Origin of the sequence: Xenorhabdus aichiensis, assembly GCF_028598775.1 — a bacterium.
Lineage (GTDB): Bacteria > Pseudomonadota > Gammaproteobacteria > Enterobacterales > Enterobacteriaceae > Xenorhabdus > Xenorhabdus bovienii.
This window is the reverse complement of record NZ_JAQRFO010000104.1, coordinates 1-2,025: the sequence shown is the minus strand read 5'-3', so window position 1 is coordinate 2,025 and position 2,025 is coordinate 1. Positions and strand designations below refer to the sequence as shown.

Genomic DNA, 2,025 nt, shown 5'->3' with positions numbered 1-2,025 from the left:
CCGCCGGCTGGAGTTTGACGCCGGGCAGACGGACATCGCCCAGAGTTTTATGGCTATCCGCCGTTCGACCACCGCCAGCGGCAACCGCCCGACCTATGAAGCCAGCCGCAGTGAAGAAGCGAGCCATGCTGATTTAGCCTGGGCCACCATGCACGCCCTGTTTAACGAACCGATCACCGGTGACACCCCCCAACACAGAAACATCGTCGAGGTCTACTAATGAGCCGTAAAAGTAAAAAACGCCAGCCGGTGAAAACCCCTGCCCAGTCAATGGAAGCCTTCACCTTTGGCGACCCGATCCCGGTACTGGACAAGCGCGAGGTGTTTGATTATCTGGAGTGTGCCCTGGTTGATAACTGGTACGAGCCGCCGATCAGTTTTAACGGACTGGCGCGGTCGTTCCGGGCAGCCCCGCACCACAGCAGTGCGGTGTATGTGAAACGCAATATTCTGACCAGCACCTTTGTTTCCCATCGGTTACTGAGCCGGCAGACGTTCGATTCGTGGGCGTTGGATTTTATGCTGTTCGGCAATGCTTATCTGGAGTTACGCAAAAACCGCCTTGGCCAACCCTTAAGCCTGCATCATTGCCCGGCCAAATTCACCCGGCGCGGGGAAGATTTGGACACCTACTGGTTTGTGCGTTATGGCTATCAGAGCCAGCCGTATGCGTTCGAGACGGGGCAGGTGTTTCACCTGATTGAACCCGACATTAACCAGGAGTTGTACGGTTTGCCCGAATATCTGGCGGCGTTGCCCTCAGCCCTGCTGAATGAATCGGCCACGCTGTTTCGGCGCAAGTATTACCTGAACGGTAGCCATGCGGGTTATATCCTGTATATCAGTGATGCCTCACAAAATATTTCCGATGTGAACAATATCCGGGATGCGCTAAAGAACAGCAAAGGCCCCGGCAACTTCCGCAACCTGTTTCTGTATGCGCCGGGCGGTAAGAAAGACGGTATCCAGACCATCCCGCTTTCCGAGGCGGCGGCCAAGGATGAGTTTTTAAATATCAAGAACGTCAGCCGTGACGATATGCTGGCCGCGCACCGCGTTCCGCCGCAGATGATGGGGATTATTCCGCAGAATACCGGTGGCTTTGGCGATGTGGAGAAAGCGGCCAAGGTCTTTGTGCGCAATGAGCTGATGCCGCTGCAAAGCAAGATGAAGCAACTCAATGACTGGCTAGGGGAAGAGGTGATCCGGTTTGAGCGCTATTCATTGGAGGATGAAGAGTAACTGACACGACGGATTGAGCGCCGCCTGCGGGCGGTCTTTTTTTTGCCTGAATAAAATATAGTTTCATGGGTAATGATTGTATGATGAAATTTGAGGTCGGCACGGCCATCAAACACCACCGCGCGCAGTCATGACCCCGCCACGCCTGCTCACTAAATGCAGTGCTTTTTATGCACCTGCAAGGGATCGTCGGAGAGGCGCGAATACTGGTGCTTTGCGGGGGATGAGATCCTTGTTTGATCTTGCGGATTGGTGCGGGGAATGCGTGAATTTATGCAGGCTAGTAATTTAAGTCTTATCAGATTTTTTTGTAGGAAAATACAAAGTTAAATCCCGCCGAAACGGGATTTAAAAATAAAACTAAGCCATCTTGTTACGATATGCAAACATTGAGACAACGTTCTCTGAACATATTTCCTGATTCGAACAGGTGAGTAAATCATCATTAGCCAATTCAATCAGCATGGCTGGTGTAATACTCAAGCTCTGAGCTAAGGAACGAATATCAATGTTAAGATCATCTAGCAGTACTTTGATTGCCCTATGGAAAAGCTCTGGTTTTTCATGCTGAATCAGATAATCTTCTTTTTCATCTATTGCTTCACCTTTGCGTTTTAATCCTAAAAAGGCGGTTTTATATTGCGCGTCACTTAACAGTGATAACTGATGTGCCCGATAAATAATAGCCGCCTTACTTACCTTCCACATCAACTTAAAATTACTTAGTCCCCGCCAGTCAATTCGTCCACCTATGGGGCGAGGAAAATATTTAGCCATCGCCGT

2 protein-coding genes and 1 pseudogene are annotated in these 2,025 nt (G+C 50.3%); 2 read left to right on the top strand and 1 reads right to left on the bottom strand.

The features are described 5' to 3' along the window. Window positions 1-220, top strand: a 220-nt coding sequence (locus PSI22_RS21050; RefSeq protein ID WP_442316504.1) for a phage terminase large subunit family protein, incomplete at its 5' end; no start/stop codon positions are given. Next, window positions 220-1,242, top strand: coding sequence for a phage portal protein (locus tag PSI22_RS21045; RefSeq protein ID WP_273581431.1), 1,023 nt, complete (start codon window positions 220-222; stop codon window positions 1,240-1,242). The genes PSI22_RS21050 and PSI22_RS21045, both read left to right, overlap by 1 nt. A 360-nt stretch (window positions 1,243-1,602) precedes the next feature. Here PSI22_RS21045 and PSI22_RS21040 read toward each other — a convergent pair. Continuing rightward, a pseudogene (locus PSI22_RS21040) lies at window positions 1,603-2,025 on the bottom strand (helix-turn-helix domain-containing protein); the annotation flags it as partial.